Below are 25,855 nucleotides of genomic sequence, written 5' to 3' on the forward strand. Positions count from 1 at the left end.
CCGCCGGGATGCTGTTCCTTGCCTGCGGGTCGGATGTGGCTGGTCGCGCAGTTCCCCGCGCCCCTCACGGGGCGGTCCATGTTCCCCCAAGCCGTGGTGCGAGCCAACTGGCCGCCGTGGAGCGGAAGTCGGTCACCGGGAGCCCGCCGCAGCCCTCGGGGAGTGCGCCCAACAGGGGTGCCTCGGCGACCACCGGCAGGTCTGTCAGGTTGCAACGCGAGGCGAGATCCGGCTCGTTCGGCCAGCTGCCCAGTACGACACCCAGCAGGTCGAGTTGGCGGGCCCGTAGTTCGCGGGCGGTCAGTTCTGTCGTGTTGAGCGTGCCGAGTCCTGCGGAGGCGACCACCAGGACGGGGGCATCCAGCAGCCGTGCCGCGTCCGCGAGTGTGCCGCCCTCGTCGTCGAACCGTACGAGGAGGCCGCCCGCTCCCTCGACCAGCACGAGGTCGTGGTCGGCGGCCAACTTGCCCGCAGCCTCAGCCACTTCGACCGGACGCACCGGTGCGAGACCGGACCGCCGGGCCGCCGTGGCGGGAGCCAACGGCTCGGGATAGCGGGCGAGTTCGACGGACGTCACCGCGCCCGCGAGCCGGGCCACCTCGTCGGCGTCCCCGGGCTCGCCCGGCAGCACACCGGTCTGCGCGGGCTTGAGCACGGCCACGGAGCGCCCGGCCGCGAGAGCCGCCGCGGCGACGGCCGCGGTCGTCATCGTCTTGCCGACCTCCGTGCCCGTCCCCGTGATCACCAGTACCGAAGACATGTCAGCCCTCCCGAGCCGCCGCGCACACCGCGGCCGTGATCCGTGCCAGATCCGCGTCCCCGGTGACGTACGGCGGCATCGTGTAGACGAGGTCACGGAACGGGCGCAGCCACACGCCCTCGCGGACCGCGGCCCGGGTCGCCGCGGCCATGTCGATCTCGTGGTCGAGCTGCACGACCCCGATGGCACCGAGCACGCGTACGTCCCGGACCCCGGGCAGTTCCGCCGCCGGGGCCAGCCCCTCCCGCAGCCCTGTCTCGATGCGCTTGACCTCGGTCTGCCAGTCCTGGCCGAGGAGCAGGTCGATCGAGGCGCAGGCCACGGCGGCGGCGAGCGGGTTGCCCATGAAGGTCGGGCCGTGGGCGAGCACCGGCACCTCGCCCCGAGAGATCCCGTCGGCGACCCGCGCGGTGCAGAGTGTGGCCGCCATCGTCATATAGCCGCCGGTCAGTGCCTTGCCCACGCACATCACGTCCGGCGTCACCGCCGCGTGCTCGGCCGCGAACATGGCGCCCGTACGGCCGAAGCCGGTCGCGATCTCGTCGAACACGAGCAGCACGTCGTGCGCGTCGCACGCCTCGCGCAGCACCCGCAGATACGCGGGGGAGTGGAACCGCATCCCGCCCGCGCCCTGCACCACCGGCTCCACGATCACCGCGGCCAGCTCGTCCGCGTGCCGCTCGATCAGCTCACGCAGCTGGTCCGCGTACGACTCCTCGTACGCGACCGGCGGCGGGTCAGCGAACACCTGGCGCTGAAGCACGCCCTGCCACAGCTGGTGCATCCCGCCCTCGGGGTCGCACACGGACATGGGCTGCCAGGTGTCGCCGTGGTAGCCGCCGCGCCAGGTCAGCAGGCGCTGCTTGCCCGGGCGGCCGAGGGAACGCCAGTGCTGGAGGCACATCTTGACCGCGACCTCGACGGACACCGAGCCGGAGTCGGCCAGGAAGACATGCTCAAGACCCTCGGGTGACATGTCGACAAGGCGCTTCGCCAGCCGTACGGCGGGCTCGTGCGTGAGCCCGCCGAACATCACATGGCTCATCCGGCCGAGCTGGTCGCGGGCCGCCTCGTTGAGCGCGGGGTGGTTGTAGCCGTGGATCGCCGACCACCAGGACGACATGCCGTCGATCAGCTCGGTGTCCGTACCGGCCAGCCGCAACCGCACCCCGCTCGCCGACTCCACGACGAGCGGTTCCTGGCGGCCGGGCATCGGACCGTACGGATGCCAGACGTGCCGTCGGTCGAGCTCCAGCAGCTCGGGCACGGAGAGGCCGGACACGTGCGGGTCAGGCATTGGGCGCGAGGTCCGTTCCGGCACCCCGGCGGCGTACCGCGACCAGGTCCGTACGGGCCTCGGAGACGCGGGCCGTCTCGGGGACCCGCGCCGCCGCGGGGGCCTGCTCCTCGGCGGCCGAGCCGCAGGGGCCGCAGCCGCCGCCCTCGTGGGAGCCGCATCCGGCGTCCGCGTGCGAGCCGCAGCCGGCCTCGGCGTGGGAACCGCAGCCGCCGCCCGCGGTGACCCGGTGCTCCGGAAGCGTCACCTGGCCCGTGCCCTCCACCTCGAACCCGGCGTCCGCGATCATCTCCAGGTCCGCCTTGCCCGCCTGGCCCTCGGTGGTCAGGTAGTCGCCGAGGAAGATCGAGTTGGCCAGGTTCAGGGCGAGCGGCTGCATCGTGCGCAGATGGACCTCGCGGCCGCCCGCGATCCGCACCTCGACGTCCGGGCAGACGAACCGGACCATCGCGAGGATCCGCAGACAGCGTTGCGGCGTGAGGTTCCACTCCTTGGCGAGCGGGGTGCCCTCGACCGGGATCAGGAAGTTGACCGGCACCGAGTCCGGGTCGAGCGCGCGCAGCGAGTAGACGACGTCGACGAGGTCCTCGTCGCTCTCGCCCATGCCCGCGATCAGCCCCGAGCAGGCGGACAGACCCGCGGCGTGCGCCTTCTGGACCGTGTCGACGCGGTCGGCGTACGTGTGGGTGGTCGTGATGTCCCCGTACGTCGACTCGGACGTGTTGAGGTTGTGGTTGTAGGCGTCCGCGCCCGCCTCGCGCAGCCGCTCGGCCTGGCCGTCGGAGAGCAGCCCGAGGCAGGCGCACACCTCGACGCCCTCGTTCTGGTCCTTGATCGCCTTGATGGTGTCCGAGACCCGGTCCACGTCACGGTCGGTGGGACCGCGTCCGCTCGCCACCAGGCAGACCCGCTTGGCGCCGCCCGCGAGCCCGGCCGCCGCGGCCTCGGAGGCCTGGTCGGGTTTCAGCCACGTGTACTTCAGGATCCCGGCCTTGGAGCCGAGCCGCTGCGAGCAGTACGAGCAGTCCTCCGGGCACAGGCCCGACTTCAGGTTGACCAGGTAGTTGAGTTTCACCCGTCGGCCGAACCACTGCCGGCGCACCTTGCCGGCCGCGGCCACCACATCGAGGAGTTCGTCGTCGGAGGTCGCCAGTACGGCCAGCGCCTCTTCGCGGGTCGGCAGCTCTCGCCGAAGCCCCTTGTCCACCAGCGTGTTCAGCAGGTCCATGAGGTCCGATCCTGGCCTATCCGACCGCGTCGGGCCAAGGAGGGACCGGACAACAGAGGCCGTTCGACGTGTGGGTATTGCCACATCATGGGCGGCTGGTGGTCCGGCTAGGGTCTGTGCGTTGCCTACAAAAGGCAGGTGGGGACGGCCCAGGCGAAATGTCATGTGTTGGCGCCCCATGGAACACCCTCACCTCATGGCCCGGAGGACATATGTCGGGATCGCCTTTCGAGTGGATCGACGAGCAGGCGCGGGTGCGCCGCCGGGCCGGACTCGTCCGCACCCTGCGCCCCCGCCCCGCCGACTCCCCGCTCCTCGATCTCGCGGGCAACGACTACCTGGGCCTGGCGAGGCACCCCGAGGTCACCGAGGCGGCCGCGAGCGCCGCGCGGACCTGGGGCGCCGGAGCGACCGGCTCCCGGCTCGTCTCCGGCTCCACGGAACTCCACGCGGAACTCGAACGCGAGCTGGCCGAATTCTGCGGGTTCGAGTCCGCGCTGGTCTTCTCCTCGGGATACGCGGCCAATCTCGCCGCCGTCACCGCGCTGGCCCCGCACGGCTCCCTCGTCGTCTCCGACGCGGGCAACCACGCCTCGCTGATCGACGGCTGCCGTCTCGCGCGCGGCACCACCCAGGTCGTCGCGCACGCCGACCCGGACGCCGTGCGCAAGGCGCTGGGCACGCATGCCGGAGTGGCCGTCGTGGTCTCCGACACGGTCTTCTCGGTCGACGGCGACGCGGCCCCGCTCACCGGACTCGCCGCCGCCTGCCGGGAGTTCGGCGCCGCCCTGCTCGTGGACGACGCGCACGGTCTCGGCGTACTCGGCGACGGCGGCCGGGGCGCGCCGCACGCGGTGGGCCTCGCGGGCGCGCCGGACGTGGTCACCACCGTCACGCTGTCGAAGTCCCTCGGCAGCCAGGGCGGCGCCGTTCTCGGCCCGGCCCACGTCATCGACCATCTGGTCAACGCGGCCCGTACCTTCATCTTCGACACCGGTCTGGCCCCCGCGGCGGCGGGCGCGGCTCTCGCGGCCCTGCGTCTGCTGCGCAGGGAACCGGAACGGGCCACACGCGCGCGCGGCGTGGCGACCACCCTGCACGAACGGCTGACGGCCGAGGGTCTCGAAGCCGTACGACCGGACGCCGCCGTCGTCTCCGTGCGCGCGTCCTCCCCGGAGCGGGCCGTGCGCTGGGCCGCGGACTGCCGCGAGGCCGGTCTCGCCGTCGGCTGCTTCCGCCCCCCGTCGGTGCCCGACGGCATCTCACGGCTGCGGCTCACCGCCCGCGCGGACCTCACCGACGGGCAACTCGACCGTGCCGTACGCCTGATCATCGAAGCGCGGCGATAAATCCCTCCCAGGCGGCGGGGGCGAAGAGCAGGGCGGGTCCCGACGTGTTCTTCGAGTCGCGGACCGCGAGCAGTCCGGCCCATGGTCCGGAGGCCGGACGGGCCGTCTCGACGCAGTTGTTCATTCCCGTGCTGCGGCTGCTGCGCTGCCACCGCACACCGTGCAGACGGGTGCTCGAAGGTAGGGGCCGAGGCAGGGCGGGCATGGTGCCTCCTTATGCGCCGTGAGCTACACCGGCGATGAAATCCAACGTTTCCTCGGGCGAAAGGGCGTGGACCTGAAGGGAGTCGAAGGCCTCGCTGTAGGCCTGGAGGTCTTCTTTCCGTTCGAGATAGAGGCTACTCGTCAAGTGGTCTAGAACAACCACATCCAGATCAGATGTGCTCGGAAACGAAAAAATAACAAAGGGCCCGGTGACGCCGACATGAGCTCCAACTCCGAACGGCAGCACCTGAATCCGCACGTGAGGGAGGTGCGCGGCCTCTCTGAGGTGATCCAACTGCCGTGCCATGACCTCCGGTCCGCCGACCGTCCGTCGTAGGGCCGCTTCGTCGAGAACCGCACTCAGTCGGAGCGGTGGATTCGAACGCAGTACGTCCTGACGGGCGAGGCGCACCTCCACCAGCGCGTCGACCTTGTCGTCCGGTGCCCCGTCCACGGCCGCCAGGGTGACCTCGCGGGCGTACTCCGGCGTCTGCAACAGCCCCGGCACGACGGAGTTCTCCAGCGTGCGCATCACGCTGGCCTGCGACTCCAGGCTGATGAAGTCGCTGTAGGTGGACGGCAGAAGACCCCGGTAGGCGTGCCACCAGTGGTGCCTGCCGTTGTCGTCGGAGCCCGCCAGCACCACGAGCAACTCGCGCAGCTCCGCGTCCCGGACGTCGTACGCGTCGAGGAGCAGCTCCACGTCCGCCGGCTTCACCCCGCTGCGGCCGGTCTCGATCCGGCTCACCTTCGACTGGTGCCAGCCGACGAGCCGGGCCGCCTCGCCGCTCTTGAGGCCCGCACGGGCACGCAGGGCACGCAGTTCGGCACCGAGTTTCCGGCGGCGCACAGCGGGACCGTACTGCATGGCCGTCTCCTTCCGACCGTCGCGCCGGCGCTATATCGTCCGGCGTCACGCCGACCGTAGAGGACGAACCGGCCCCCCGCCCAAATACGGTCGGCCGTCGCAGAGTTCACCGCTTCGAGCGACAGATATATGCATATCTCGGTGGATCGGCACCACGAACGCCGAGGTAGTGGCACTCTGGCGCAAGCACCAGTCCGGGACCGTACTCGAAGTCATCCGCTTCGTGTCGGACTCCGGTCCCGTGGGAAAGGGACGACCTCGCCATGGCAGACCACCAGGAAGCATCCGTCACTCTGCCGAGCGATCCCGCCTCGGTCTACGCCGCCCGCACATACGTCATGAACGTGCTGGCCGAATGGGGACTTCCATCCGACACGGAGGCCGCCGACACAGTCCGGCTCATCGTCTCGGAGCTCGCCACCAACGCCGTACAGCACACGTTCGGGCAGTCGCCCACCTTCACGGTGGACATCGAACTCGACCGCGACGAACAACTGCGCATCGGGGTGACCGACAGCCACCCGCGCTTCCCGAAACGTTTGCCCGCGGCCGTACAGCAGGACAACGGCCGCGGCATGGTGATCGTCCGCTGGCTGACGGTCGAGTGCGGCGGCAAGCTGACGGTCCGGCCCACCAGAGAGGGCGGCAAGACGGTCTCGATCATGCTGCCCTGGACGGCACCGGTGCAGCCCGTGACAGCGGACTGAGAGCCGTGCCCCACGGGTGGCGTGAAGGCGCCCGCCAGTCCCCCGCTAGTCCTCGTCGTCGGCGGACCCCTGCATCAGGTGGGGGATGAGCGCCCACAGCCCCGCGCAGACGACCAGCGTGGTCGCACCGGCCGCGATGCCGCCCGCCCGGCCCGTCGCCACGTCCACGACGAGCAGGACCGAACCGGAGAGGGCGAGCGCGAGCACGCCGAGCCCGATCTCGGCCAGATGCGAGGAGGCCTTCACGACCTGGGGCTTGGCGCCCTGCTGGAAGAGCCGGCGATGCAGCGCGGCCGGAGCCGTGAAGAGGGTGGCGGCCAGTACGGAGAGCAGCAGCGTGACGACGTACGTGGTGCGCTGGAACAAGTCCAGGGAGGGGAAGCGCGGGGTGAACGCGAGGGTGAGGAGGAAGGCGAAGAGGATCTGCACCCCGGTCTGCGTGACCCGCAGTTCCTGGAGCAGTTCGTTGAAGTTGCGGTCGGCGCGCTCAAGCCGTGTCTCGTTGCGCTCCTCGTGGTGATGAAGGTCGCCCATAAGTGAAGGAGTAACCACTCTGCCGCGAATATCACGCACCGGGCCCCGGAACGTGGCCGCGGTGATCACCGCGGCCACCTTCCGGGCGGGTCACCTGACCCGGCCGTACCAGACGCTCTTCGTCCAGATCTTCTGGAGCTTCACCACTTCCCCGGTCTTCGGGGAGTGCCAGATCCGTCCCTTCCCGGCGTAGATGCCGACGTGGTAGACGTTCCGGCCCGAGTGGAAGAAGACCAGGTCTCCCTGCTTGCGGTTCGAAGCGGAGACATGGTTCGTCTTGTTGTACTGCGCGGCGGCCGTACGCGGCAGGGACTTGCCCGCCTTCTTGAACGAGTAGAGCGTGAGGCCGGAGCAGTCGAAGCGCTTGGGCCCCACGGCCCCGTACTTGTACGGGGAGCCCTTCTTGGAGGCCGCTACCTGGAGTGCCTTCGTCGCGGGTGTGGCCGCTTCCGCGCCGGACGTGAATCCGGGGGCCACGATGCCGCCGCCGACAGCGGCGATGGTGAGAGCCGATGCGGTACCGGCCCTGCTGAACAGCGACGGGACACGATTGAGCGCAGTCATGCGCAACCCTTCGTCAGCCGCCTGTGAAGGATGACCTGTCGGATTCGGGCTGGCGAAGTTGCCCGGCCGCTGACGCGGCTTCACCCCAAGGGCTGCTCGGCCCGGTCATGGCGTGACCGTTCCGGCGACCCGTCGTGCTTGGGTCCTCCACTCCTGCCGATCCACTTCTGTCGACCGGTCATCCGGGCGGCGGCAGGACTCGGCGTCCGCCCGGATCGCCCCGCCGCTTGTGGCGGGGGCTTGTCGTCGGAAGGGATCTTGACGCACGGATGTCCCAAAAGCCGAGCGGAATCGGCGATTTGTGGGCTTACTCACCACTCACCCGTTCGGGTGGACAGCCTTTCCCGCGGGAGGGCGTCGAGGGGGTCGACGACCCTCGTACCAGCACCGGAACGTCTGATTCCGTACGGAGGCTACGCGGGTTGCGCAACTTCCACGGGCCTGTAAAAGCAGCTCTGACTACGCTGTTCGGTGGTACGCCTTTCGGTCCGTTTGAACCCTGACCCGGACGTCTCGTCAGATGCCTGCGTGACGCCGGGTCCATGGCGGTACGTCAGCTGTCGGAGCGCGGCGGTAGCGCGATCCGGCCCGCTCGGCGCTCACCGTCGAGGACGCGCAGCGCCCGCGCCAGGGTCGGCGCGTGCACCTCGTGCTCGCCGCGCTGGTGCATCAGGGCCAGCGCGTCGCGCAGCGCGGTGGCCCTGCCGACCAGGGCCTGGGCCGCGCGCAGCCCCCGGTAAGTGTCCCCGGAATGAGCCGGGTTGATCCTGCCGAGCAGGTCGACCACTTCAAGGTAACGGTCGATCAGCTCGGCCTCCGCACGGGTCAGGGCCGGCAGCGGCGGCAACTCGGGTGGGAGCATCGGCCGCTCACCTCGCGCCGCGTGCGCTCTGGGTGGACTTCCGGCTCGGGACGATCCGGTCGATCAGTCCGTACTCAAGCGCCGCCCGCGCGTCCAGGATCTTGTCCCGCTCGATGTCGGCACCGATCCGCTCCCGGCTCTGCCCCGTGTGCCGGGCGAGCATCTCCTCCAACTGCCCACGGGTACGCATCAACTCGCCGGCCTGAATGGCCAGGTCGGAGGCCTGTCCCTGGACGGGTTCGGAGAACGACGGCTGGTGGATCAGCACGCGGGCGCCCGGCAGCGCGTACCGCTTGCCCGGTGTGCCGGCCGCGAGCAGCACCGCCGCTGCCGACGCCGCCTGCCCCAGGCAGATGGTCTCCACCTCGCAGCTGACGAACCGCATCGTGTCGTAGACGGCCGTCATCGCGCTGAACGAGCCGCCGGGCGAATTGATGTAGAGCGAGATGTCCCTGTCGGGCGCCTGGTACTCGAGGTGCATGAACTGCGCCATCACGTCGTTCGCCGAGACGTCGTCGATCGGCGTCCCGAGAAACACGATCCGCTCTTCCAGCAGCTTCGAGTAGGGGTCCATGGTCCGACTCCCCGAACTCGTGCGTTCGGTGAACTCGGGCAGGACATGGCGGGCGGACGGTCGGGTCATGACACACGCTCCTCCGGGAGAGGTCCTGTAAAAAATGTACAGGACGTACATGACGTTATGATGGGGAGCATGGCCTACGAGATTCCGGTGACGCAAGCCAGGGCTGAGCTCGCCGACCTGATCAACCGGGTGGTGTACGGCGGGGAGCGCGTCGTCGTGACGCGGCACGGGAAGCCGCTTGTCGCTCTCGTGTCCGCGGCTGACCTGGAGCGACTCGAGAAACTCGACGCGGCGATCGAGGCGGGGGTGGAGTCGCCGGTGATCAGTGCGGTGTCGAGTGTTCGGGAGGTGGGTTCCGCTCCTCGCGAACGGCAGCGGTTCGGGATTGCGGCGGAGCATCGGGGGAGCGGGGCGTCTTAGGCGGCTTGTGGTGTGGGGTGGTTGCGCTTGTGTGCCGGGTGCCGGCCGGTGGGGGCTTGTCGCGCAGTTCCCCGCGCCCCTGGGTGGGTGGGTGTCGGGGTCAGTGGCATGCGCAAGGCCCAGCCGTGTGCGCATGAGGACACGGCTGGGCACCCCTGATACGCGCAAGACCCGGCGCCCCTGAAACGCGTAAGACCGTGCACCCCTGTCCGCTACTTCAGGGGTGCACGGTCGGTTCTGTGGGGGGTTAGTTCGTCAGGGCGGGCTCGCGCTCTGCGGGAGTCGGCTCGGCGGCCTCCCTGCGGCGCTTGAGTGCGCTGCCCAGGAGGATCGCGCCGAGTCCCAGTGCGGCCCACCAGGTCAGGGTGAGGGCCGGGCCGGACGCGGCGGCTCCGTCGAAGAACGAGATCGAGCGGAGCAGTGAGACGCCGGCGCCCGGTGGCAGCCACTGGCCGATCGTCCCGACCGGGTCGGGCAGCATCTCGGGCGCCGTGGCGGCGCCGGAGAACGGGTTGCCGAGCATCATCACCACGAACGCGCCCAGTCCGACGCCCGGAGTGCCCAGCAGGGCCGCCAGACCCGCGACGGCGGCGCCGACCGCCAGTGTGGCCAGGCCCAGGGCGCCCGCCTGGGCCCACCAGTCGCCAGTGAGTGCGCCGAGCCAGCTGCCGGCGAGAGAGGCCGCCACCAGGCCGACGAGCGCGGACGCACCGACCAGGGCGGCGATCGCGCGCCGCCCGCGCAGCCCGAGCAGGGTCACGACGGCTCCCGCGGCGATGCCCGCCAGCGTCAGCGGCAGCACGCTCGACGTCAGGGCCGAGCCGCGCGGGTCGTCCTCGGCAGCCGGTACGACGTCGACGGTACGCACCTGGGCGCCGCCCGCCTGCTGGGTCACCGACTGCTGGAGCAACTGGGCCACGAACGGGCTCGCGGCCGAGGCGGTCAACAGCTTCGGCCCCTCCCCGGTCACGACGACCGCGCCGTATACGGTCCGGTCCTCGATGGCGTCCCGGGCGGCGGCCTCGTCGGCGTAGCGGTGGATCTCGAAGGCGCCCTCGTGCTCTTCGAACTGCTTCTGGACCTGGGCGGCCGCTGTCGCCGGGCCCGCCACGCCGAGCGGCAGATCGCGCGGCGCGGTACGGGCCGCTGGCCAGGCGAAGGCCCACAGGGCGAGGGCCACCAGCACGGGCACCAGTACGACGACGGCGACGACATGGCGGCCGTGCGACGACTGGCTCGGCTGCTGCGGCGACTGTGACGGCTGCGGTGAGCCTGGTGACGTGGTCCCGGTGCGCGTAGCGGATGCGGCGGACATGGTCTCTTCCCTTGGTGTGGATGTGGATGTGGATGTGGATGTTGGTGGGGCTGTGGTGAGCGGTCCCGCTAAAAAGAAGGATCGTTCGTTTTTCTTGTTCCGTCACTGTCCTGCCGGTGTCTCCACTTGTCAAGAAGGAATGTTCGTTTTAGTTTTCAGGCATGGCTCGCGTATCCCAGGAACACCTCGACGCCCGTCGCCGTCAGATCCTCGACGGCGCGGCCCGCTGCTTCGCCCGCAACGGGTTCCATGCCACGTCGATGCAGGACGTGCTGAAGGAGGTGGACCTCTCGGCGGGCGCGGTCTACCGCTATTTCAGCGGCAAGGACGAGCTGATCGCGGCCATCGTCACCGAGGTCCTCGGAGGTATTCGCGAAGCCTTCGAAGAGGCTGCCCGGCAGAGTCCGCCCCCGCCGCCCGACGTACTCGTGGGCCGGGTCATGACCCAGGTGCTAGGGCTGGGGGGAGGGGGAAAGCTCGGGCTGAGCTGGGACGGAGAGGCCTCCTTCCCGAGGCTGATGATCCAGGTCTGGACGGAGACGCTCCGCGATGGCGAGCTGTCGCAGGTGCTGCGCACAGGTTTCGCCACCGTGCGAGCGGCGTGGGTGAAGGTCGTCGAGGGCTATCAGGAGGCCGGGTTGATGCGGGCGGACATCCCCGCCGACCACGTCGCCAGGACCATGATCGCCACCGCGCAGGGGTTCGCCGCCCAGCAGGCGCTCTTCGGTTCGGCGCCCGTCGGCGTGATCCAGGACGGTCTGCGGGGGTTGATGAGCATGGAGCCGCCGCGCTGACGTGGCGAGGCTCGTCGGCGTACGAGTGCGGGGCGCATGCCGACGATCAGGCCGGCCGGTCGGCTCGTCGTCCGTGATCCTCGTGCCAATCCCCGCGCGGCGGTTAACGTCCCTGAAATCCCGCGCAACTAGCCTGCACCACCACGTCACCAGGGGTTTTCGCAGCCCGGGACGCGCAGAGTCGCGCATTCCGGCCGCGTACCGCAGTCGCGTACTGCATCCGAATCCTTCGTGGTGGCTGCGGCAACCGGACCCCGCACGGTCCGGAGCGAGGACTGTGAGGTGGACGCCGTGCAACTGACGCCGCACGAGCAGGAGAGGCTGCTCATCCATGTGGCCGCCGATGTGGCCGAGAAGCGCAGGGCCCGGGGGTTGAAGCTCAACCACCCCGAGGCCGTCGCCCTGATCACCTCGCACATCCTCGAAGGGGCCCGGGACGGCCGTACCGTGGCCGAACTCATGGCCTCCGGACGCAAGATCCTCACCCGTGAGGACGTCATGGAGGGCATCCCCGAGATGATCCACGACGTCCAGGTGGAGGCCACTTTCCCGGACGGCACCAAGCTCGTCACCGTCCACGACCCGATCGTCTGACGGGGGAGTGGCAGCCGTGATTCCCGGAGAGTTCCTGTTCGCCGACGGACCCGTCGCCTTCAACGAAGGCCTTGAGGTCACCCGGCTCACCGTCCTCAACGCCGCCGACCGGCCCGTCCAGGTCGGCTCCCACTACCACTTCGCCGAGGCCAACCCCGGTCTGGACTTCGACCGCGCCGCCGCGCGCGGCAAGCGGCTCAACGTCGCCGCCGGCACCGCCGTGCGCTTCGAACCCGGGATCCCCGTCGACGTCGAACTCGTCCCGCTCACCGGCGCCCGTGTCGTGCCCGGCCTGCGCGGCGAGACCGGAGGTGCCCTCGATGCCTGAGATCTCGCGTGCCGCGTACGCCGACCTGTTCGGCCCCACCACCGGCGACCGCATCCGGCTCGCCGACACCGATCTGCTGATCGAGATCGAGGAGGACCGCTCAGGCGGCCCCGGACGCGCCGGTGACGAGGCCGTGTTCGGCGGTGGCAAGGTCATCCGCGAGTCGATGGGCCAGTCGCGTGCTACGCGCGCAGACGGCACCCCGGACACCGTCATCACGGGTGCGGTGATCATCGATCACTGGGGGATCGTCAAGGCCGACGTCGGCATCCGCGACGGCCGGATCACCGGCATCGGCAAGGCGGGCAACCCGGACACCATGGACGGGGTGCACCCGGACCTGGTGATCGGCCCGGAGACCGAGATCATCGCGGGCAACGGGCGGATCCTGACGGCCGGTGCCATCGACGCCCATGTGCATCTGATCTGTCCGCAGATCGCCGACGAGGCGCTGGCCTCCGGGATCACCACGCTCATCGGCGGCGGCACCGGTCCGGCCGAGGGCTCCAAGGCGACCACCGTCACGCCCGGACCCTGGCATCTGGCCCGGATGCTGGAGGCGATGGAGGAGTACCCGCTCAACTTCGGGCTCCTCGGCAAGGGCAACACCGTCTCCCACGAGGCGATGCTCTCCCAGCTGCGCGGCGGGGCGCTCGGTCTCAAGCTGCACGAGGACTGGGGGTCCACGCCCGCGGTCATCGACGCCGCGCTCACCGTGGCGGACCGGACGGGTGCGCAGATCGCCATCCACACGGACACCCTCAACGAGGCCGGGTTCGTGGCCGACACGCTCGCCGCGATCGCGGGCCGCACGATCCACGCGTACCACACGGAAGGTGCGGGCGGCGGGCACGCGCCCGACATCATGAGCGTGGTCTCCGAGGCACATGTGCTGCCCAGCTCGACCAACCCGACCCGGCCCTACACCGTCAACACCGCCGAGGAACACCTCGACATGCTGATGGTCTGCCACCACCTCAACGCGGCCGTGCCCGAGGACCTCGCCTTCGCCGAGTCCCGGATCCGGCCCACCACCATCGGGGCCGAGGACATCCTGCACGACCTCGGGGCGATCTCGATCATCTCCTCCGACGCGCAGGCCATGGGGCGCGTGGGCGAGGTCATCATGCGGACCTGGCAGACCGCCCACGTCATGAAGCGGCGGCGGGGCGCACTGCCCGGGGACGGACGTGCGGACAACCGTCGTGTACGTCGCTATGTCGCCAAGTACACGATCAACCCGGCCCTCGCCCAGGGACTCGCCCGCGAGGTCGGCTCCGTCGAGACCGGGAAGCTCGCCGACCTCGTGCTGTGGGAGCCCGCGTTCTTCGGCGTCAAGCCGCATCTCGTCGTCAAGGGCGGGCAGATCGCGTATGCGCAGATGGGCGACGCCAACGCGTCCATTCCCACGCCGCAGCCGATTCTGCCCCGGCCGATGTTCGGGGCGATCGGGCGGGCGCCCGCCTCCAACTCGTTCAACTTCGTCGCGCCGATCGCGATCGAGGACGGGCTGCCGGAGCGGCTCGGGCTCGGCAAGCGGTTCGTGTCGATCGAGTCGACGCGTGGGGTGACCAAGGCGGACATGCGGGAGAACGACGCGCGGCCGCGGGTGGAGATCGATCCCGACAGCTTCGCCGTCACGATCGACGGGGAGCTGGTGGAGGCCACGCCTGCTGCCGAACTGCCCATGGCTCAGCGGTATTTCTTGTTCTGATCCCGCTGGCTCGGCTGGGCTGGGCCAGCTGGTTCTCGTGGTTCTTCCGGGTTCGTTTTCTGCTGATTCCGAGTGCTGAGGCTCGTCATGTCGCGTGCTGCGTTGCTTGTGCTGGCCGACGGTCGGTTTCCCGCCGGGGGGCATGCCCACTCCGGTGGGGCCGAGGCGGCGGTCAAGGCCGGGCGGATCACCGGTGCGGGGAGTCTGGAGGAGTTCTGCCGGGGGCGGTTGCACACGGCGGGGCTGGTGTCGGCCTCGCTCGCCGCTGCCGCCGCCCTCGGCATCGATCCCGTGGAACTGGACGGGGCCGCGGACGCCCGTACCCCGTCCCTGGCCCTCCGGGTCGCCGCCCGGAAGCTCGGGCGGCAGTTGATGCGGGCCGCTCGGGCCACATGGCCGTCCGCCGAACTCGACGCGCTGGCGCGGGAGTTCCCCAAGGGCGCCCATCAGCCGGTCGTTCTCGGGCTGGCTGCCCGGGCCGCGGGGCTCGGGGCGGAGGACGCCGCGTACTGCGCTGTGTACGAGAGTGTCAGTGGGCCGGCGAGTGCGACGGTGCGGTTGCTGAGTCTTGATCCGTTCGATGCGACCGGGGTGTTGGCTCGGTTGGCGCCCGAGCTTGATCTGGTGGCGGAGCGGGCGAGTGCGGTGGCGCGGTGTGCGTTGGAGGGTGGGGTCGGGGTGTTGCCAGCGGCTTCCGCGCCGGTGTTGGAGATCAGTGCGGAGGTGCATGCTGCTTGGGCTGTGCGGTTGTTTGCCTCGTAGGTTTTTTCGCCCCCGCCGCCCCTACCCATTCCCGTCCCCTGGGGGCTGCGCCCCCAGACCCCCGCTATCGGCCTGAACGGCCTCGTCCTCAAACGCCGGACGGGCTGAAAAGCAGCCGGACGGGCTGAGATGTGTCAGAGCCAGTTGAAGAAGTGGAGCCGTATCCATGCATCTTGACCACTCCCACGATGGTGCCTCCGCTGTGAGCGCCGACGCCCACCGGCCCGACGGGCGGCGGCGGGCCCTGCGGATCGGGCTCGGGGGGCCCGTCGGGTCCGGGAAGACCGCTACCGTGGCGGCGCTCTGTCGGGTTCTGCGGGATGAGTTGGCGCTGGCGGTCGTCACCAATGACATCTATACGCGTGAGGACGCCGAGTTCCTGTTGCGGGAGGCTGTGTTGCCGCCCGAGCGGATCACCGCCGTGGAGACCGGGGCCTGTCCGCACACGGCTATTCGGGACGACATCTCCGCGAATCTCGAAGCCGTCGAGGATCTGGAGGACGAGGTCGGGCCCCTGGATCTCGTTCTTGTCGAGTCGGGGGGTGACAACCTCACCGCGACCTTCAGCAAAGGGCTGGTCGACGCTCAGATCTTCGTGATCGATGTCGCCGGCGGGGACGACATTCCGCGCAAGGGTGGGCCCGGGGTCACCACCGCCGACCTGCTCGTCGTCAACAAGACCGATCTCGCTCCGTACGTCGGTTCCGACCTCGGGCGGATGGCCGCCGACGCCAAGGCGCAGCGGGCCGAACTGCCGGTGGTGTTCCAGTCGTTGCGGGGCGAGGACGGGGTGAAGGACGTCGCCGCCTGGGTGCGGGCGCAGCTCGCCGCGTGGACGGCATGACGACCGGCGAGGTCGAGGTGACTGGGGTGCGCGCTCTCGCGCGGATCCGGGCGCGGGACGACGGGCGGGGCGGTACCGCTCTGCCCACGCTGGAGGGGCAGGGGCCGCTCGCCCTGCGGCGGACGCGGGCCAGTGGTTCCGAGGCGCGGGTCATGCTGGTCGGGGCGATGAGCGGGCCCCTGGGCGGTGATCACTTCACCGTCGAGGCGGAGGTCGGTGACGGTGCGCGGCTGCACGTCGGGTCGGCCGCCGCCACCATCGCGCTGCCGGGGCAGGCCAAGGGCGAGGCGCGCTATGACGTACGGCTCACGGTGGCCGAAGGCGGTGAACTGCGTTGGATGCCCGAGCAGTTGATCTCCGCCAGTGGTAGTGAGCTGTGCGTGAGTACGGGTGTGGACCTTGCTGTCGGTGCGCGGCTCGTGCTGCGCGAGGAGCAGGTGCTCGGGCGGGCCAACGAAGAGCCCGGGCGGCTTGCCAGTCGGCTCACCGTGCGGCTCGACGGGCGTCCGCTGCTCGATCAGGAGCTCTCCTGCGGACCCGGGGCGCCGGGCGGGTGGGACGGTCCCGCCGTGCTCGCCGGGCATCGGGCGCTCGGGCAACTCGTCGTCGTACGACCGGAGTTCGGTCGGCAGCCGGTCGAGGCGCGACTGCTGGGGGAGTACGCCGTGCTCACTCCGCTCGCCGGTCCGGGGGCTCTCGTGACCGCGCTCGCGCCGGACGCGCTGCGCCTGCGGCGCATCCTCGACGAGGCGCTCGGCACACTCGCCTGAAACAAACCGCACCGCTCAACGGGCAGTGATGTTCCGGTTATCGGATTGGCAAAGAAGCCACTTCACCCCTGTTCTCAGGGACCTCACAGCCGGAAGGATCCCCCTACTGACCACAACGACAGTAGACAGCAGGGGGAGGACTCACTTGAGGGGTTTGAGAAGGGCGACGGCGTTCGGCTCGGCCGGAGCGCTCGTCACAGCGACGCTGATAGCCGGCGCCGTCGCGGCCCCGACGGCCAGCGCGGACAGCCGCCACGGCCAGGACAGCCAGACGCGCGGCGCCGCGATCGCCGCCGCTCGCGCGGCCAAGGCAGGCATCGACTGGACGGACTGTCCGGCCGACTGGGGAATCGCGAAGCCCGTCCAGTGCGGCTGGGTCACGGTGCCGCTCGACTACGCGAAGCCCAACGGCAAGAAGATCAAGCTCGCCGTGGACCGCATCGGCAACACGGGTACGAAGGCGGAGCGCCAGGGCGCACTCGTCTACAACCCGGGCGGCCCCGGCGGCTCAGGACTGCGGTTCCCGCTCCGGGTCACCACCAAGAACCCGCTGTGGGTGAAGGCGTCGAAGGCGTACGACTTCGTGGGCTTCGACCCGCGCGGCGTCGGCCACTCGGCGCCCATCTCCTGCGCGGACCCGCAGGAGTTCGTGAAGGCGCCGAAGATGGACCCGGTGCCGGACTCCGAGGCCGACAAGCGCGCCCAGCGCAAGCTCGCCGCCGAGTACGCGGCCGGCTGCGCCGAGCGCAGCGGCGAGATGCTGCCGCACATGACGACCCCGAACACCGTCCGTGACCTGGATGTCATCCGGGCCGCGCTCGGCGAGAAGAAGCTCAACTTCCTGGGCGTCTCGTACGGCACGTACATCGCCGCCGTGTACGGCACGATGTACCCGACCCACGTCCGCCGCATGATCGCGGACAGTGTCGTCAACCCGTCGCGCGAGAAGATCTGGTACGAGGCCAACCTCGACCAGGACGTCGCCTTCGAGATGCGCTGGAAGGACTGGCAGGACTGGGTCGCCAAGAACGACGCGGCCTTCCACCTCGGTGACACCCGGGCCAAGGTCCAGGAGCAGTGGCTGAAGCTGCGTGCCACCGCCAAGAAGAACCCCATCGGTGGTGTCGTCGGCCCGGCCGAGCTCATCGGCTTCTTCCAGAGCGCCCCGTACTACGACTCGTCGTGGGTGCCGGTCGCGACCGTGTTCAGCAAGTACGTCGCCGGTGACACCCAGGCACTCGTCGACGCCGCGGCCCCCGACCCGTCGGACACCGCGGGCAACATCGCCTCGGAGAACGGCAACGCCGTCTACACGGCCGTCGAGTGCACCGACGCCAAGTGGCCCACCAGCTGGAAGAAGTGGGACCGCGACAACACCGAGCTGCACAAGAACTACCCGTTCATGACGTGGGCCAACGCCTGGCTGAACCTGCCGTGCGCGACCTGGCCTGCCAAGCAGCAGACCCCGGTCAACGTGAAGTCCGGCAAGGGTCTGCCGCCCGTCCTGATCGTGCAGGCCACGCGTGACGCCGCCACTCCGTACGAGGGTGGCGTCGAGCTGCACAAGCGCTTCAAGGGCTCCCGCCTGATCACCGAGAAGGACGCGGGCTCGCACGGCGTGACCGGGCTGACCAACCCCTGCATCAACGAGCGGGTGGACACCTACCTGCTCACCGGCAAGGTCGACTCGGCCGACGTGACGTGCACCCCGCACGCCACGCCCAAGCCGTAGCAACAGGCACTGGTAGCAGTACGCGGACGAGGGGCGGCCGGATTCCGGCCGCCCCTCGTTCATGCCCGCAGCCAGGCGTCCTCCGCCGCGTAGTCGAAGAGGTCGCCGTAGTTCTGGAACATCTTCGGGTACGCCTCCCGCCAGTCCCGGCCTGCCAGTTGGCGCTCGATCCAGGCGATGGTGTCCGGCAGCGTCTCCGCGTACCGCGCCACCGCCCGGTACCCCAACTCCCGTTCGGCGGCCGTCATGTCGCAGACCACCGGGTGCGGAACGGACCACGGAGTGTCGCCCACGGTCTCGGCGGGCGCGGGTCCGTCGACCAGGACGCTCTCGGTCTCGACCCCCATCACCGCGTCGATGGCGACGGCGATCTCCGCCACCGTGGGCGCGTCGGGATCGACCGCGTTCAGCGCACGGGCGCCGGGCTTCCGCGCGGCCAGCCGGACCAACTCCGCGATGTTGTGGACGCTCGCCGGATGGAACCGGCTCTCCCCGCCGTACGCGAGTACGCGCCGACGCCGGCCGTCCAGGTTGCGCTTGACGAAGTACAGCTCGCGCGGGGTTCGGCAGTGCGGCCCGTGGATCGCTCCCGCGCGGAGCAGCGTGGTCGGCAACTCGTCGGCCGCGGCGAGCAGTTCACGCTCCAGACCGGCCTTGCGGGTGCTGTAGGAGGTTTCGGCGGGCGCGACGGTCCGCTGGTCCTCCGGCAGGGGCACCGGATACTCCGGGAACCCGTCGGGCTGCTCCTGCGTATCGAAGTTGCGGCCCTTGTCGTCCTCGTACACCGACACGCTGGAGACCACCACGGCCGATCCGACGCGACCGGCCAGATTCGTCAACTGCCGTGCGTGCTCCGGCCCGTAGGCCACCATGTCCACCAGTACGTCGCAGCCGTCGCCGATCGCGGCGGCCAGGGCGGAGTCGTCCGCGCGGTCCGCCCGTGCCGTCCGTACCCCGTCGGGCCAGGACGCGTCCCGTCCGCCGCCCCGCGAGACGGCCGTCACCTCCCAGCCGTCCGTGGCGAGCGCCCCCACGGCCACCCGCCCGATCTGTCCCGTCGCTCCGATCACCACAGCTCGTCCCATGGGGCGACCGTAGGGCTCCCGCCGCCGGGATCGCAGCGCATTAGCTGTGGGCAGATCGTTTCCGCCCGGCGGACATCGGCCCGGCGGACGTCGGCGGCCCGGCGACAGTCACCTCAGCGGCATACGGGGGAACTTGCGCTTCGCCAGCGCCGCCTTCTCGGCGGCCTCCTCCGCTTTGACGACGGCCGCGTACCGGTCGACGTACTCCTGCTCGGAGAGCGTGAGGATCGCGTACATGATCTCGTCGGTGATGGCGCGCAGGATCGCCTTCTCGTTCTCCATGCCCGAGTAGCGGGAGAATTCGAGGGGCTCGCCGAAGCGGATCGACACGGGGTGGATCTTCGGGATCTTCCGGCCCGGGGGCTGGGCCTCGAAGGTGCCGATCATCGCGCACGGGATGACCGGGACCCCGGCCTTCAGCGCCATCACGGCGACGCCGACCTTGCCCTTGTAGAGGCGGCCGTCGTGCGAGCGGGTGCCCTCCGGGTAGATGCCGAGCAGTTCGTCCTTGCTCAATACGCCGAGACCCTCGCGGATGGCGGCCTGGCCCGCGTCCTTGCCGGAGCGGTCCACCGGGATCTGCCCGGCGCTGCGGAAGAAGGCCGCCGTCAGCCGGCCTCTGACGCCCGGGCCCGTGAAGTACTCGGCCTTGGCGAGGAACGTGATGCGCCGCTTGAGGATCGCGGGCATCAGGAAGTGGTCCGAGAACGAAAGGTGATTGCCCGCGACGATGGCCGCACCCGTCGCCGGTACGTGCTCCAGACCTTCGATCCGAGGGCGGAAGACCAGCCGCAACAGCGGTCCCAGAATCACGTACTTGAGAACGTAATAGAACAAGGGGTCGCTCCTCACTTCACAGGATCGGCTCAACCGCCGCGTTCTGGCTGGTCAACAGGTGTGCTGCGGGACGCCAGTGTATGTGCAGGGGCGGATCCCCGTAACCGTCCCCGAACGCACTCATGCTGCCCCGCTGTCCTCTTCCGGACCACCCGTCAGGGCAGTACCTGGCTCGATCTTGATGTGTCGCCGCTGCCCAACTGGTCGGCCAGACAGGCGAGATACAACGCCATGGTGGTCCGGTGCTCCCGCAGGGGCCGGCCGGTGATCTGCTCGATCTTGTTCATGCGGTAGACCACGGTGTTGCGGTGGACGTGCAGCGCCGCGGACGCCCGTACGAGGTTGAAGCCGTTCTCGCACCACGCGGTGATCGTGTCGCGGAGCACCGGCCAGTCCGGCTGGGCGCGCAGGTCCCTGGCGGTCAGGTCGAGCAGGCGGTTGCGGGCGGGCTGGCCGACCGCGGCCAGAACCTGGTGGACCCGCAGATCGGTGATCACGTGGACGGGGGCACGGCCCGCCAGCCGGGCGCCGAGGCGCAGCGCGTCGCACGCGTCCTGGTAGGAGTCGTGCAGGGCGCCGACCGAGGCGGCCGGTTCGCCGATTCCCGCGCGGGCCGTGAGGCCGCCCTGCGCGGCGATCAGGTCGGTGACGCGTCGGCAGCCGACCGACAGGGCGGCCTCCGGCTGGTCGGGCTGGAGCCGGTGCAGCACGCCGATCCAGCCGGGAGCCGTCGTGGCGATGATGTCCTGCGGGTCGGCGAACACCTCGCGGACCGTGCGGAGCAGTTCCGAGCGGACCAGCGCCATGTCCCGCGTCGGTGTGCCGTGCCGACGGCCGCCCGTGTCCGGCACGGTCACCTCGAAGGCCACCGCGACCCGCCGCAACCGCAGGTCGAAGCCCAGCTCGGCGGCCCGGAAGACGAGGAAGTCGCCCTCCACCACCTGAGGGTCGTACGAGGCGAGGTCGGCCAGCAGCTTCTCCGCCGCCCGTTCGGCGAGCAGCCGGGAGCGGAGCATCACCGACTCCCGGAGCAGGATCTCCGTCTGCCGCTTCACCAGCAGGCCGAAGCGTCGCACCTGGGCGGGCGTACCGGTGATCCCGACCGTCCCCACCGCCTGTCCGTCGGTGACGAGCGGCAGGGTGACACCCGGGCGTACGCCCTGGAGCCGATGGGCCTGCGACGCGTTGTGCGTGGCCGGTTCCTGTGTACGGATCACCTCGACGGACGCCTCGTGGAACGTGCCGACCCGGTGGGTGTCACCGCTGCCGATGACCATCCCGTCCGCGTCGGTGATCAGCACGTTGAAGCCGATGACCGCGGAGGTGTCCCCGGCGATCTCCTGGGCGAGCGAGGGACTCAGCACGGGCGTTCCTCCCGTCGAGGGGACGGACCGGGGACGGAATGGCGGACGGACCGGGGACGGACCGGGGGACGGACCAGGGATGGATCGACGATGGACCCGAGGTGTCGAAGTGGACGCACCGTACAGCAGACCGCGCGATTTCGGCCGCAAGTTCGTACGAAGTGAACGGTGACGCACGACCGGCCGGTCCCTAGCGTATGAGCCCATCACATCCCCGCCGGGGGCACAGCGCGGTGAACGGCGGGCCCCTTCAGTGCCGATACCCGTGCCGTTACGGAAGGCCCAAGCCGATGATCCGTGTGCGCTCACTCGTCGCTGCTCTGTCAGCGATTCTCCTGATACCGGCGGTCGCCGGCTGTGGTTCGGACGGCGACGACGAACCGAAGAACGTGTCCGCGAAGACCGCCGCGCTCGGCACGATCACGCCAGGCGTGATCAAGGTGGCCGTCCAGCCGTACGCGCCCTACACCAGCGTCCAGGGCGACAAAATTGTCGGCCTGGACGGCGACATCCTCGCCTACGCGGCCAAGAAGCTCGGCCTTGAGGTCAAGCCCCAGGTGACGGACTTCGCGGGCATGCTCGCCGGAGTGCAGTCCCGCCGCGTGGACATCACCATCGGCGGCGTCGCATGGTCCGCCGACCGGCAGAAACAGGGCCTGTTCACCGACCCGCCCTACTACTCACCCCCGGCGATGGCCGTACGGTCCGGCAAGACGTACAGGACGGTCGACGACCTGAAGGGCCTGCAGCTCGGCACGGTCGAGGGGTACGTCTGGGTCAAGTCCATCCAGGCCGTGCCCGGTGCCAAGCTGCACGCCTACCCCGACGCCAACGGCGTGTTCGACGACCTCGGCGCGGGCCGCGTGGACGTCGGCTTCCTCGACCCGCTGATCATCATCGCGGCGCAGAAGGAGCGCCCGGACCTGAAGATCGACACCCAGTACATGACGCCGCCGACCGCCGCACAGGTCAAGGCGAAGCCGGCCTACGAGTACTTCCAGCCCTACCAGACCGGCTTCTACCTGCCCAAGAAGGCGACCAAGCTGGAAAAGGCGATCTCCGCACAGATCGACGCCATGTACCAGAACGGCGAGCTGGAGAAGCTCGTCAAGAAGTACGGCGGCGACCCCGAGCAGTTCCTCAAGCCCTCCGCCGATGTCGCCACCGCGCGCCGGGGAGTGGACCGGCCCCAGGACTGGACGCCTCCGTCCATCGCGCAGTGAGGGGACGACAGTGACGAACGACATCGCCTCGGGCCTCTTCCAGGTCCCCTGGTCCGACTACCGGTCCGACCTCCTCGACGCGCTTTGGCGCACCGTCTCCTACACGGCGGTGAGCTTCGTCGGCGCGGTGCTCCTCGGCCTGGCCGTGGCACTGCTGCGGCTGAGCAGGGCGTGGCCCGCACGGGCCGTCGCCGCCGTCTACACCGAGGTCTTCAAGAACGTCCCGCTGCTGGCCATCATCTTCCTGACCTACTTCGGGCTGGCCTCGGCCGGACTGCGGCTGGACGTCTTCACGGCCGGCTGTCTGAGCCTCGTCGTCTTCTACGCCGCCTACCTGTCCGAGATCTTCCGCTCCGCGATCAGCGGCGTACACGCCGGACAGACCGAGGCGGGCGAGGCGCTCGGCCTCGGCAGGACCGGCATCTTCAGTCACATCGTCCTGCCACAGGCCCTGCGGCAGGCGCTGCCCGGCACCAACACCATGCTGGTCGACCTGCTGAAGTCCACCTCCCTGCTCGTCACCGTCTCCGCCGCCGAGCTGATGTCCGAGGGACGGCTCATCACATCGGCCACCTTCCGGGCACTGGAGGTCTACCTGGTCATCTCGGCCATCTACTTCGCCCTCTGCTACCCGCTCTCCCAGCTCCTCCTGCTGCTGGAGCGGAAGGTACGGGCGGGCGTTCCGCTGTCCCCGTGGCGCCGGCGGCGGATGCGGACCGCCCGCGCCCTGCTCGCGAGCGACCTCGTCGTGGACGCCGACCGGAAGGAGGCGACGGTATGACCGAGCCCGTCACCACCACGAAGACCGACGAGAGCAACAAGAGCAACAAGAGCAACGAGAGCAACAAGACCGACGAGACCGACAAGACGGCGAAGACTGCCGAGAGCGCGGCGGCGTCCCCGGCTCCCGAAGCCGTCGTACGGATCGACGGGCTGAGCAAGTCCTTCGACGGCCGCCTCGTGCTCGACGACGTCCATCTGGAGGTCGGCCGCGGCCGCATCGTGAGCGTCATCGGCCAGAGCGGCGGCGGCAAGACGACCCTGATGCGCTGCGTCAACCTCCTCGAACGGCCGGACAAGGGCACGGTCGAGGTCGCCGGAGAGACCGTGCACCAGGGCGGCCGTACGGTCTGCCGCGACCTGGCCCGGCTGCGCCGCACCGTCGGCATGGTCTTCCAGCGGTTCCATCTGTTCCCGCACCTCACGGCCGTCGAGAACGTCGTTCTCGCCCAGCGCAAGGCGGGCATTCCCGAACAGGAGGCGCTGGAACGGGCCGTCGCCCTGCTGCGCCGGGTCAAGGTCGCCCATCGCGCCCTCGCCCACCCCGACCAGCTCTCGGGCGGCGAGCAGCAGCGCGTGGCCATCGCCCGCGCCCTCGCGCTCAGGCCCGAGGTGCTCCTCTTCGACGAACCCACGTCCTCCCTTGACCCGGAGGCCACCCGGGAGGTCCTGAGCGTGATGCGCGAACTCGCCGCGGACGGGATGACCATGCTGCTCGTCACCCACGAACTGCCCTTCGCGCGCGAGGTCGCCGACCACGTCGTCTTCGTCGACGGCGGCCGGATCGTGGAGGAGGGCAGGCCCGAGGACGTCCTCGACAGCCCCGCCCAGGCCCGTACCCGGGAGTTCCTCGCCTCGTACGGAACCGCGTCATGACCGCTGCGTCCACCGCGGCCGGTACGACGGGACCGGTCGGCGACCACCCCGTCGTGGTCGTCGGAGGCGGTGTCGTCGGGCTGTGCACGGCGTACTACCTGGCCGTGGCCGGTGTCCCCGTGGAGGTCGTCGAGCGGCGCGGCCTCGGCTCCGGGGTGTCCCGGGGCAACGCCGGATGGGTCTGCCTCAGCCATTCGACGCCGGTGCCCGCCCCGGGTGTCGTGCGCTACGCGTTGCGTTCACTCGGCCGGCCCGACTCGCCGCTCTATCTGCGGCCGCTGCCGGACCCGGCGTTCGTACGGTGGCTGTGGCGGTTCTGGCGCAGCAGCACCCCGGCCGCCTTCCGGCGCGGCTACGCGGCGATCGCCGAGCTCAACCAGGACACCTTCGACCTCTTCGACGGCCTGCGCGAGGCCGGTGTGGAGACGACGCTGACCCGGCCAGGCATGGTGCACGCCTTTCTGTCGCCGACCGAGGCCCGGCACCATCTCGCGGTCCAGCGGGAGATGGCGGACGGGCGCTATCCGATGCCCGACGACGTGACCACGGGTAGTGAGGCGCGGCTGCTGGACGACGCGCTGTCGTCCAGGGTGCGGGCGGCCTATCTCGTCGAGGGGGAGGGCGTGGTCGACCCGGAGGCGTTCGCGCGGGCGCTCGGGGAGGCGTTGGCGGGCCTGGGCGTGAAGGTCCACGAGAACGCGGAGGCCATCGGGTTCCGGTCCTCGGGCGGGCGGGTCACCGCGCTGCGCACTGCCCAGGGCGAGATTCCCTGTTCCGCCGTCGTGGTCGCGGCCGGGATGCGTTCACCGGGTCTGCTGCGCGCCCTGGGGAGTCCGCTGCCCCTCCAGGCGGGCAAGGGCTACAGCTTCTCGGTGGACCTGGATCCGGCGCCCCGGCACACGCTGTACTTCGGCGAGCGCAGAGCTGTCGCGTCGCCCATCGGCGGGACCACGCGGATCGGCGGCACGATGGAGTTGAGCGGGAACAACAACCGCCTCGACTGGCGGCGCATCGTGGCGGTCGCGCTTGCCAGTCGGCACTATCTGGGGCGCTGGTTCGACGATCCGGACGATCTCGTCAGCCTGATCCGGGACCCCTGGGTGGGCGGGCGGCCCTTCCTTCCCGACGGGCTTCCGGTGATCGACCGTGTGCCGGGTCACGAGAACGCGTTCGCGGCCACCGGGCACGGGATGCTGGGGGTGACGCTCGGGCCGGTGACGGGGTATCGGCTCGCCTCGTACATCCGTACGGGGGAGCGGCCCGCAGCCCTCGCACCGTTCCGGTTCGACCGGCTCCTCCCCTGAGCCGCCGTACCTCGGACCGGGCGGTTGCGGAGGCCGTGGGCCCGGCGTGCGGATCCGCGCCGGGCCCACGGAGCCCCTTTTTTTGGGGCTCCGCCCCACCTCGGCCGGGATGTTGGCCGCGGGCCGGTGGGGGCTGGTCGCGCAGTTCCCCCGCGCC

28 protein-coding genes and 1 riboswitch are annotated in these 25,855 nt (G+C 70.2%); of the genes, 15 read left to right on the forward strand and 13 right to left on the reverse strand.

What is annotated here, in order from left to right; all coding sequences use genetic code 11:
* Positions 1-64: 64 nt before the first annotated feature.
* The 3 genes from bioD to bioB are packed head-to-tail and all read right to left on the reverse strand — an operon-like array spanning position 65 to position 3,285.
* On the reverse strand, positions 65-760 hold the full coding sequence (bioD, locus tag JEQ17_RS39675) for a dethiobiotin synthase (protein WP_200399746.1): 696 nt from the start codon (positions 758-760) through the stop codon (positions 65-67).
* A 1-nt stretch (position 761) separates the two neighbouring features.
* On the reverse strand, positions 762-2,057 hold the full coding sequence (locus tag JEQ17_RS39680) for an adenosylmethionine--8-amino-7-oxononanoate transaminase (RefSeq protein ID WP_200399747.1): 1,296 nt from the start codon (positions 2,055-2,057) through the stop codon (positions 762-764).
* A complete protein-coding gene (gene bioB, locus JEQ17_RS39685; protein ID WP_200399748.1) occupies positions 2,050-3,285 on the reverse strand; it encodes a biotin synthase BioB in 1,236 nt (411 codons plus the stop codon). The genes JEQ17_RS39680 and bioB overlap by 8 nt, the downstream gene beginning before the upstream one ends.
* 212 nt (positions 3,286-3,497) lie before the next feature.
* Here bioB and JEQ17_RS39690 point away from each other — a divergent pair, with 212 nt between their 5' ends.
* On the forward strand, positions 3,498-4,634 hold the full coding sequence (locus tag JEQ17_RS39690) for an 8-amino-7-oxononanoate synthase (RefSeq protein ID WP_200399749.1): 1,137 nt from the start codon (positions 3,498-3,500) through the stop codon (positions 4,632-4,634).
* On the opposite strand, the gene JEQ17_RS39695 is transcribed toward JEQ17_RS39690, so the two are convergent.
* Complete coding sequence (locus tag JEQ17_RS39695; protein WP_189843838.1) at positions 4,615-4,839, reverse strand: DUF397 domain-containing protein; 225 nt, start codon at positions 4,837-4,839, stop codon at positions 4,615-4,617. The two genes, JEQ17_RS39690 and JEQ17_RS39695, sit on opposite strands and share 20 nt — an antisense overlap.
* 9 nt (positions 4,840-4,848) lie before the next feature.
* Entirely contained in the window at positions 4,849-5,706 is an 858-nt protein-coding gene (locus JEQ17_RS39700; RefSeq protein WP_200399750.1) for a helix-turn-helix domain-containing protein, read from the reverse strand.
* A gap of 263 nt (positions 5,707-5,969) precedes the next feature.
* On the opposite strand from JEQ17_RS39700, the gene JEQ17_RS39705 reads away from it, so the two are divergent.
* Positions 5,970-6,413, forward strand: a complete 444-nt coding sequence (locus JEQ17_RS39705) for an ATP-binding protein (protein WP_055615898.1) — start codon at positions 5,970-5,972, stop codon at positions 6,411-6,413.
* A gap of 45 nt (positions 6,414-6,458) precedes the next feature.
* On the opposite strand, the gene JEQ17_RS39710 is transcribed toward JEQ17_RS39705, so the two are convergent.
* The 4 genes from JEQ17_RS39710 to JEQ17_RS39725 all read right to left on the reverse strand — a co-directional run bounded on the left by JEQ17_RS39710 (position 6,459) and on the right by JEQ17_RS39725 (position 9,016).
* Positions 6,459-6,947, reverse strand: a complete 489-nt coding sequence (locus JEQ17_RS39710) for a DUF6328 family protein (protein ID WP_200399751.1) — start codon at positions 6,945-6,947, stop codon at positions 6,459-6,461.
* 90 nt (positions 6,948-7,037) lie between these two features.
* Positions 7,038-7,511 (reverse strand): C40 family peptidase, encoded by a 474-nt coding sequence (locus tag JEQ17_RS39715; RefSeq protein WP_143643028.1) that lies wholly within the window; start codon positions 7,509-7,511, stop codon positions 7,038-7,040.
* Between the two features lie 3 nt (positions 7,512-7,514).
* A riboswitch (cyclic di-AMP (ydaO/yuaA leader) is annotated at positions 7,515-7,694 on the reverse strand.
* A 370-nt stretch (positions 7,695-8,064) separates the two neighbouring features.
* A complete protein-coding gene (locus tag JEQ17_RS39720; RefSeq protein ID WP_055615901.1) occupies positions 8,065-8,373 on the reverse strand; it encodes a hypothetical protein in 309 nt (102 codons plus the stop codon).
* 7 nt (positions 8,374-8,380) lie between these two features.
* Positions 8,381-9,016, reverse strand: coding sequence for an ATP-dependent Clp protease proteolytic subunit (locus JEQ17_RS39725; RefSeq protein WP_200399752.1), 636 nt, complete (start codon positions 9,014-9,016; stop codon positions 8,381-8,383).
* A gap of 69 nt (positions 9,017-9,085) precedes the next feature.
* Here JEQ17_RS39725 and JEQ17_RS39730 point away from each other — a divergent pair, with 69 nt between their 5' ends.
* Entirely contained in the window at positions 9,086-9,376 is a 291-nt protein-coding gene (locus JEQ17_RS39730) for a type II toxin-antitoxin system Phd/YefM family antitoxin (protein WP_200399753.1), read from the forward strand.
* Between the two features lie 247 nt (positions 9,377-9,623).
* Here the strand turns inward: JEQ17_RS39730 and JEQ17_RS39735 are convergent, their stop codons facing one another.
* Complete coding sequence (locus JEQ17_RS39735) at positions 9,624-10,691, reverse strand: ABC transporter permease (RefSeq protein ID WP_234048536.1); 1,068 nt, start codon at positions 10,689-10,691, stop codon at positions 9,624-9,626.
* A 161-nt stretch (positions 10,692-10,852) separates the two neighbouring features.
* Here JEQ17_RS39735 and JEQ17_RS39740 point away from each other — a divergent pair, with 161 nt between their 5' ends.
* The 8 genes from JEQ17_RS39740 to JEQ17_RS39775 all read left to right on the forward strand — a co-directional run bounded on the left by JEQ17_RS39740 (position 10,853) and on the right by JEQ17_RS39775 (position 18,229).
* On the forward strand, positions 10,853-11,485 hold the full coding sequence (locus JEQ17_RS39740) for a TetR/AcrR family transcriptional regulator (RefSeq protein ID WP_200399754.1): 633 nt from the start codon (positions 10,853-10,855) through the stop codon (positions 11,483-11,485).
* A gap of 291 nt (positions 11,486-11,776) precedes the next feature.
* Complete coding sequence (locus JEQ17_RS39745; protein ID WP_055614092.1) at positions 11,777-12,079, forward strand: urease subunit gamma; 303 nt, start codon at positions 11,777-11,779, stop codon at positions 12,077-12,079.
* A 16-nt stretch (positions 12,080-12,095) separates the two neighbouring features.
* Positions 12,096-12,407: an urease subunit beta gene (locus JEQ17_RS39750; protein WP_200399755.1), complete on the forward strand. Its 312-nt coding sequence runs from the start codon at positions 12,096-12,098 to the stop codon at positions 12,405-12,407.
* A complete protein-coding gene (locus JEQ17_RS39755; protein WP_200399756.1) occupies positions 12,400-14,121 on the forward strand; it encodes an urease subunit alpha in 1,722 nt (573 codons plus the stop codon). Before JEQ17_RS39750 ends, JEQ17_RS39755 begins: the two co-directional genes overlap by 8 nt.
* A gap of 87 nt (positions 14,122-14,208) precedes the next feature.
* Positions 14,209-14,883: an urease accessory protein UreF gene (locus JEQ17_RS39760; RefSeq protein WP_200399757.1), complete on the forward strand. Its 675-nt coding sequence runs from the start codon at positions 14,209-14,211 to the stop codon at positions 14,881-14,883.
* Positions 14,884-15,049: 166 nt separating this feature from the next.
* Entirely contained in the window at positions 15,050-15,727 is a 678-nt protein-coding gene (ureG, locus tag JEQ17_RS39765; RefSeq protein WP_200399758.1) for an urease accessory protein UreG, read from the forward strand.
* Positions 15,724-16,497, forward strand: a complete 774-nt coding sequence (locus JEQ17_RS39770; protein ID WP_200399759.1) for an urease accessory protein UreD — start codon at positions 15,724-15,726, stop codon at positions 16,495-16,497. The genes ureG and JEQ17_RS39770 overlap by 4 nt, the downstream gene beginning before the upstream one ends.
* Positions 16,498-16,642: 145 nt before the next feature.
* Entirely contained in the window at positions 16,643-18,229 is a 1,587-nt protein-coding gene (locus tag JEQ17_RS39775; protein WP_234048537.1) for an alpha/beta hydrolase, read from the forward strand.
* 59 nt (positions 18,230-18,288) lie between these two features.
* Here JEQ17_RS39775 and JEQ17_RS39780 read toward each other — a convergent pair whose 3' ends face one another.
* The 3 genes from JEQ17_RS39780 to JEQ17_RS39790 all read right to left on the reverse strand — a co-directional run bounded on the left by JEQ17_RS39780 (position 18,289) and on the right by JEQ17_RS39790 (position 21,515).
* The gene (locus JEQ17_RS39780) at positions 18,289-19,302 is read right to left on the reverse strand and encodes an NAD-dependent epimerase/dehydratase family protein (protein WP_200401959.1); all 1,014 of its coding nucleotides are present in this window, start codon (positions 19,300-19,302) and stop codon (positions 18,289-18,291) included.
* A gap of 120 nt (positions 19,303-19,422) precedes the next feature.
* On the reverse strand, positions 19,423-20,151 hold the full coding sequence (locus JEQ17_RS39785) for a lysophospholipid acyltransferase family protein (protein ID WP_200399761.1): 729 nt from the start codon (positions 20,149-20,151) through the stop codon (positions 19,423-19,425).
* Between the two features lie 155 nt (positions 20,152-20,306).
* Entirely contained in the window at positions 20,307-21,515 is a 1,209-nt protein-coding gene (locus JEQ17_RS39790; RefSeq protein WP_200399762.1) for a CdaR family transcriptional regulator, read from the reverse strand.
* A gap of 290 nt (positions 21,516-21,805) precedes the next feature.
* Between JEQ17_RS39790 and JEQ17_RS39795 the strand changes: the two genes are divergently transcribed.
* From JEQ17_RS39795 to JEQ17_RS39810, 4 genes are read left to right on the forward strand one after another with little or no spacing between them, the layout of a single operon-like run.
* On the forward strand, positions 21,806-22,738 hold the full coding sequence (locus JEQ17_RS39795; protein ID WP_200399763.1) for a substrate-binding periplasmic protein: 933 nt from the start codon (positions 21,806-21,808) through the stop codon (positions 22,736-22,738).
* A 10-nt stretch (positions 22,739-22,748) separates the two neighbouring features.
* The gene (locus JEQ17_RS39800; protein WP_234048538.1) at positions 22,749-23,519 is read left to right on the forward strand and encodes an amino acid ABC transporter permease; all 771 of its coding nucleotides are present in this window, start codon (positions 22,749-22,751) and stop codon (positions 23,517-23,519) included.
* On the forward strand, positions 23,516-24,394 hold the full coding sequence (locus tag JEQ17_RS39805; protein WP_234048539.1) for an amino acid ABC transporter ATP-binding protein: 879 nt from the start codon (positions 23,516-23,518) through the stop codon (positions 24,392-24,394). The genes JEQ17_RS39800 and JEQ17_RS39805 overlap by 4 nt, the downstream gene beginning before the upstream one ends.
* The gene (locus JEQ17_RS39810; RefSeq protein WP_234048540.1) at positions 24,391-25,698 is read left to right on the forward strand and encodes an NAD(P)/FAD-dependent oxidoreductase; all 1,308 of its coding nucleotides are present in this window, start codon (positions 24,391-24,393) and stop codon (positions 25,696-25,698) included. Before JEQ17_RS39805 ends, JEQ17_RS39810 begins: the two co-directional genes overlap by 4 nt.
* Positions 25,699-25,855 lie beyond the last annotated feature (157 nt).

The organism is Streptomyces liliifuscus, from assembly GCF_016598615.1.
In the GTDB taxonomy this organism is placed as follows: Bacteria; Actinomycetota; Actinomycetes; order Streptomycetales; family Streptomycetaceae; genus Streptomyces; species Streptomyces liliifuscus.